The organism is Pseudemcibacter sp. (assembly GCF_965661635.1).
Taxonomy (GTDB): Bacteria; Pseudomonadota; Alphaproteobacteria; order Sphingomonadales; family Emcibacteraceae; genus Pseudemcibacter.
Map to the genome: position 1 here is coordinate 24,797 of NZ_CBFIEP010000057.1, position 6,006 is coordinate 30,802.

The following is a 6,006-nucleotide window of genomic DNA, read 5'->3' on the forward strand; positions in this document are numbered from 1 at the left end:
TTTAGCCGTTCCTATAATTCACTTCGTCAAAGAATGACGGAACGGATAAAAACAAACCTTTCCGGTGAAACGGGAACTTTGGCAGCAGCACTAATTACAGGAATTCGTGGTGGAATGCCGGAAAAATTAGCTGAAGCCATGCGTAACGCTGGGTTAGCTCATTTACTTGCGATATCCGGTTTACATATGGGACTTTTGTGTGGCGTTGTATTTTTTTCTTCTCATTTTTTACTCAGTTTATCACCACGATTAGCTTTAAAATATCCTATAAAAAATGGGCCGCATTTATAGCCGCATTTGCGGGGTTAGGGTATTTGTTTATCAGCGGTGCTTCAATTCCGACCATTCGTGCTTTTATCATGGTTATAATCGTATTCTTAGGTGTATTAACCGACCGTAAAGCCATTTCATTAAGATTGGTTGCGATAGCAGCTATATTCATCCTTGTAACCACCCCTGAGGCACTGGTTGGGGCTAGTTTTCAAATGTCATTTGCTGCCGTTGTTGCGCTCGTGATTGTTTTTGAGCGCTTCGGCAATGATTTCATGAATAAATTTCGCGGTGATAATGGATTTTCGCAAAAGGTAAAATATTTTATCATCGGCAGTTTATTTACATCACTGATCGCTGAAATCGCCATTGCGCCATTTGCGCTTTATCATTTCAATAAAGTTGTTCTTTATGGGCTTCTTGCAAATTTAATTGCTATGCCTGTTATGGGGTCGTGGGTGATGCCTTGGATTGTGGTAACATTGGTTTTAATGCCATTTGGCCTTGAATGGCTCGCTTTAGAGCCAATGTCATGGGGGCTTGAAATAATCATGGCTGTTGCATATTGGGTGTCAAGCCTTCCTGGTGCGACATTAGAAATCCCGGCAATAGATATTAAGGCCTTAGTATTTCTTGTTATTGGCGCGTTATGTTAGGTATATGGAAATTAAATTGGCGTTTTCTGGGCGTTCCTGTCATACTTAGTGGTCTTTATTTTGCTATTGAGTATAAACAACCTAATATCCTAATTGATAATGCCGGAAAGACAATTGCAATCCTTGGGGATGATAATTCACTTAGCCTTAGCCGAATGAATGGTAGAAGAATTGGAAAAAACCGCTGGCGGCAACGATATGGACTTTCAGAATTAGAGCGTTGGCAATATGAAAGTTTTACACCTGATCAAGCAGCAGGTAGGGAATTAAGTTGTGACAGGTTTAGTTGTCTTTACCGTCCGGAAAATTCAGATTTATTGATATCATTGGTTCAAGACGAACAAGCCCTTCTAGAAGATTGCGCAAATGCAGATGTAATCGTCAGTCTAGTGCCGGTTGAAATAAATTGTCCCGCGAAACTGGTTCTTGATAGATAGGATTTTTATAATAATGGTGGATATGCCATATGGTTGCCTGAACACCCATTAAACAAATAAAGTTCAAGAGTGTTAAAGAAGCACGTGGAAATTTTCCTTGGGTGAATTAAAAGTTATTGTGCTTCTTCTTCTTCTTCGGGTATTTCTTCACCGCGAATTTTCGCTATAAGCTCTTTAGCATTTTGTCTAGATCGCTTACTAAAGCCTATAGTCCCTCGTTTGCTAGCCATTGTAATAGGTATCCATTCGATCAAATCTTGCTTTTTAACAAATTGATTGTAAATGGGAAGGGCCTCTTCTTTGGTGTAACTTAAATTTCTTCCAAGTTCAGAATATTTCGGCCCTAATAGGCCCGCAGTGCGTTTTTGATATTCGATTTCCGCATCAATACGCGTGTGACTAAAATTTTCACTTACTTCTATAAAGTCGTAATAATCAACAATTTCATTACGCAGCTCTTCATCTTTAATAAGTTCAAGGTTACCGCTGAATTCAATTTCTTCGATGGTATTGTTGCTTACATTGACAACTAAGGAAGAACCTACAAAAGCGAGGGAAGTTATAAACCTGGTTGGATCTTCGTTCACCAACTCTTTGTTTTCTATTGTATTAAGAAGAAATTGACCATTTTCAAAATTTCTTTCGTTCATGCTAATAACATTATCGAAAAAACGAATATTCTGCTCTAATTCGCCTGCGATACGTTGAAGATAGCTTTCCCCTTTTTCAATACTCTTACGGTTCTCATTCCAGTCGTTCAGCTGAAAACCAAGATAAACACCAAAAATCACCACTAACATATCAAGAGCTACGGCAAACCAATTTTGGTCTTCTAAATGTTTAGTAATACGTCTAATTAACATAAGTTTATCCTTGCTCTGCTACTGAGAAGTAATCGTAATATTCACTGTCCATGCCTTTGTCAAAGCGCTCAATACATACATCAAGGACATAAGGGCGACCATTTTTCATTTCGACGCGGCACCGTTCAATGGCCTTTTTTAAGTCATCCGGATTTTCTACCCGTTCACCTTTAATACCATAACTTTCGGCCATCGTGGCATATTGTATATCGGGATGCTTTAAGTTTACACCGATATAATTGCCTGTTTCGGATGACCTGCCACGGTAGAAGTTTTGTGCTTTTCGGTTTGCTGCATATTCACCATTATTGAAAATAACGATTCCGATTGGAACATCATACCGTGAAGCGCTCCAAAGAGCCTGTGATCCAAAGTTAAAGGCGCCATCTCCTGTGAAACACCAGGTTTCTTTATCGGGGCGTCCCATTTTAATGCCTATGCTAGCCGCTAGCCCCCATCCCAGAACACCTGAATTGGTGGCATGGTTATAGCGGCGTTTTTCGAACGGTTTATTATGATCAATTTTGAAATAATCCCATAAATGATATTTAGATAAGATCAATTCAGTGGTGATTAATGCATCATCCGCAATTTGTGCATCAAGTTCGCGCATAAGGCGTGATGTTGAAATAGGGCGCCAGTCATGTTCAAGCGCTGCTTTTTCATCCATTTGAAGTCGTCTGTTTTTATAATATGTGTGAACCCATATATCGTCTTCACCTTTAATTCCGCGCTCTTTTAAATTTTTAAGTACGGCTCTCGCCGTTGATTTAACACTGGCAACATTGGCAATATCTACGGGATAGTTACGTCCGACTTCTGACCCCGCGAGACTGGTATGGATGATTTTTGCATCACGTTTAACCCACGGTACTGGTGATTTATTGACAACTTTAAACATATGACCACCAAGAGCCCAAAAACAATCTATAGAACCAGCAAGTTCTTTATCAATTCCAAAATTTCCACAAAAATGCGGATGTGTATTTGGATAGACGCATGGCATACGCGCCCCAAGGCTGACACCAGCACCAACCAGTTCCGCTATTTCCATAACTTCAGCACTTACTTCATGGCGAACACAATCGTCATCTAAAAAAAGCATGGGTCTTTCTGCTTCAATTAGAAAATCCGCTATGCGATTTACATCTTCGTTTTTTGGGGCAACATCCTTACTGACCATTGAACGGGAACGTGGAATAATTTCAGCTTTCTCGACATTAGTTTCCCAGTGATCTTTAGAAAAGGTGAGAAAAGTTGGTCCACCGGGCGGCGCTTCTGAAAGCATAAAAGCGCGACGAAGCGTTTCAGTAATTGTACTAGCGGAGGTCACATCCCATGTCCACTGAGCATATTCACTAGGCAGTTTATGAAGATTAGGTGCTTCAAGGAAGCCGTTACTTCCTCTATATTCAGTTGTTTGACGCCCAGCGGTAACCACAACAGGTGTACGGTCCCTATAGCAACTTACCATTTGCCCTAGCGCATAAGCTGCTCCTGCTACAGAGTGAAGATTTACGATTGAAGTTTTTCCAGTTGCTCGACTATATCCATCTGCCATTGCCATAGCGGCGTTTTCATGGATACAAGTGACATAATTTAAATTGTCGCGATCAACAAGCGCATCCAAGAACCCCACTTCTTCAGAACCCGCAAGTCCGAAAATATATGGCACGTCCCACTCAATGAGAAATTCCGCCATAAGTTCACCGCCGGTTAAGTTATTTTTAAAAATACTTTTTTCTGGTGTATCGCCGATTGAAGAAGCACTTACGGAAGGGATTGATAGTGAACTCGCTATGGTACCAGCTCCAATGCTAGAAACGCCAACATTTCTTAACTTGGTCATAAAAGTTCGTCTATCGATTTTATTATCAACGAAAAGTTTTGCTTCTTTGAACATTTATCTCTCCCTGATAATCATGGTAATCAGAAAAGAATAAAGATCAAGTCATAACAGTTATTGTCGTTTTCAAAAATGATTTAGGTATTACTCAACTCGTTTCCAAATCATACGGGCGCCGGGTGAATTATAAATATGAAGATGAGTTTCACCGACATCATAGTGACGATTTACGACAACATCTTTATATTTATCAACAAGATGTCCATACCGATTATAGGTGACAGTTTTTGTAGCAGTATCGATGTTATATTCCCCAAAATAAGCCGAATACCCATTTTCAATTTCACCGTTGGCATTTATTTCTTCATTCATGCGATCCGAACTTACCATTTGAACATGCATGATGCCTGATTTTGTAAATACGATGCTACCGATCAGTGTTGTATCTTCGATAACCAATTCTTCCCAAGTTTTTTGTTCATTTTGAACTTCAAATTTTACCATTTCCCACGCGCCAACAATTAATTCTTTATCGTTGGCATAAGCATTAATCGATAAAAAGACGGTAATCATAAATGTTAAGATGCGCATGGTATTCCTTAAATGGTTTCAATTAAAATTTACGGGGTGTTGGGTTATTGCTTTTTTTTCGATATTGTCGTGTGCCGGGTTTTCCTAGAGTTGAACGACCTTCTGGCTTTGGTCCGATATGTCGTGCCATTGGGTCAAAGTCGAGGCCAAGTTCCTTTTCTTCAAGTCTTTTGATCTCATCTCGTAATCTTGCTGCTTCTTCAAATTCGAGGTTTCCTGCGGCCTCAAGCATAGTTTTTTCAAGTCCTTCGATATATGAGCGCAAGTTATGGCCGACCAGATTGTTGGTATCAGAGGCATCAAGATCAACGGTAACATGATCGCCTTCCGCGGTGTCACCGATAACATCGCCGATAGATTTTTTGATGCTTTCAGGAGTTATGCCATGCTCGATGTTATAGGCTTCTTGAATGGCGCGACGACGATCCGTTTCCGCTAGGGCCGCGTTAATACTGTTTGTGCGTTTGTCGGCATAAAGAATAACCTTACTATCAACATTACGCGCGGCCCGACCGATGGTTTGTATAAGTGAAGTTGTAGAGCGTAAGAAACCTTCTTTATCAGCGTCAAGTATCGCAACAAGTCCTGTTTCAGGAATATCTAAGCCTTCGCGAAGTAGGTTAATACCAATAAGTATATCAAATACCCCTAAGCGTAAATCGCGGATGATTTCAATGCGTTCAAGTGTATCGATATCTGAATGCATGTATCGGACTTTTAAGCCGCTATCGTGCATATATTCAGATAAATCTTCCGCCATGCGTTTGGTTAGGGTTGTAACCAAAACACGATGACCATTTTTAATTACATCTTGAACTGCATGAAGTAGATCGTCTACTTGGCTTTCGACGGGGCGTATTTCGACAGGTGGGTCAATAAGTCCGGTTGGTCGAATAACTTGTTCAACATATTCGCCTCCGGTCTGTTCCAATTCCCATGGGCCTGGTGTCGCTGAAACATAAACGGATTGTGGTCTAAAATAATCCCATTCTTTAAATTTAAGCGGCCTATTATCAAGGCAGCTTGGAAGTCTAAAGCCGAATTCAGAAAGGGTGCTTTTTCGGGCATAATCCCCCCGTGACATTCCACCGATTTGCGGAACGCTCACGTGACTTTCATCCATGAAAAGAAGCATATTTTCAGGCAAATATTCAAATAATGTGGGTGGTGCCTCAAATGGGGCGCGCCCCGTTAGATGGCGACTATAATTTTCAATACCGGCACAAATTCCCGTCGCGGCTAGCATCTCAAGATCAAACTTGGTTCTTTGTTCAAGTCTTGCCGCTTCTAGAATTTTACCTTGTTGTTCATAAAGTTTAAGTGTTTGATCAAGTTCGGCTTTG

7 protein-coding genes are annotated in these 6,006 nt (G+C 40.6%); 3 read left to right on the forward strand and 4 right to left on the reverse strand.

The genetic code is table 11. The annotated features are described in order from the left end of the window. Positions 1-33: 33 nt before the first annotated feature. From ACTF6W_RS04390 to ACTF6W_RS04400, 3 genes are read left to right on the forward strand one after another with little or no spacing between them, the layout of a single operon-like run. Positions 34-291, forward strand: coding sequence for a ComEC/Rec2 family competence protein (locus tag ACTF6W_RS04390; protein WP_438993330.1), 258 nt, complete (start codon positions 34-36; stop codon positions 289-291). Then, complete coding sequence (locus ACTF6W_RS04395) at positions 198-926, forward strand: ComEC/Rec2 family competence protein (protein WP_438993331.1); 729 nt, start codon at positions 198-200, stop codon at positions 924-926. The genes ACTF6W_RS04390 and ACTF6W_RS04395 overlap by 94 nt, the downstream gene beginning before the upstream one ends. After that, the gene (locus tag ACTF6W_RS04400; protein WP_438993332.1) at positions 920-1,363 is read left to right on the forward strand and encodes a hypothetical protein; all 444 of its coding nucleotides are present in this window, start codon (positions 920-922) and stop codon (positions 1,361-1,363) included. Before ACTF6W_RS04395 ends, ACTF6W_RS04400 begins: the two co-directional genes overlap by 7 nt. A 113-nt stretch (positions 1,364-1,476) precedes the next feature. On the opposite strand, the gene ACTF6W_RS04405 is transcribed toward ACTF6W_RS04400, so the two are convergent. The 4 genes from ACTF6W_RS04405 to ACTF6W_RS04420 form a co-directional block, all read right to left on the reverse strand. After that, positions 1,477-2,226 carry a hypothetical protein gene (locus tag ACTF6W_RS04405; protein WP_438993333.1) on the reverse strand — a complete coding sequence of 250 codons (750 nt, stop codon included), beginning with the start codon at positions 2,224-2,226 and terminating at the stop codon, positions 1,477-1,479. 4 nt (positions 2,227-2,230) lie between these two features. Beyond that, positions 2,231-4,129 carry a thiamine pyrophosphate-binding protein gene (locus ACTF6W_RS04410; RefSeq protein WP_438993334.1) on the reverse strand — a complete coding sequence of 633 codons (1,899 nt, stop codon included), beginning with the start codon at positions 4,127-4,129 and terminating at the stop codon, positions 2,231-2,233. An 87-nt stretch (positions 4,130-4,216) separates the two neighbouring features. Beyond that, positions 4,217-4,663, reverse strand: coding sequence for a lipocalin-like domain-containing protein (locus tag ACTF6W_RS04415; RefSeq protein ID WP_438993335.1), 447 nt, complete (start codon positions 4,661-4,663; stop codon positions 4,217-4,219). 22 nt (positions 4,664-4,685) lie between these two features. Continuing rightward, positions 4,686-6,006 (reverse strand): helicase-related protein (locus ACTF6W_RS04420; protein WP_438993336.1); only part of this gene is annotated, 1,321 nt, incomplete at its 5' end.

Coding starts and splice junctions, on each gene's coding strand:
- ACTF6W_RS04400 (WP_438993332.1), top strand. CDS start 920: ATGTTAGGTATATGGAAATTAAATTGGCGTTTTCTGGGCGTTCCTGTC.
- ACTF6W_RS04390 (WP_438993330.1), top strand. CDS start 34: ATGACGGAACGGATAAAAACAAACCTTTCCGGTGAAACGGGAACTTTG.
- ACTF6W_RS04415 (WP_438993335.1), bottom strand. CDS start 4,663: ATGCGCATCTTAACATTTATGATTACCGTCTTTTTATCGATTAATGCT.
- ACTF6W_RS04405 (WP_438993333.1), bottom strand. CDS start 2,226: ATGTTAATTAGACGTATTACTAAACATTTAGAAGACCAAAATTGGTTT.
- ACTF6W_RS04410 (WP_438993334.1), bottom strand. CDS start 4,129: ATGTTCAAAGAAGCAAAACTTTTCGTTGATAATAAAATCGATAGACGA.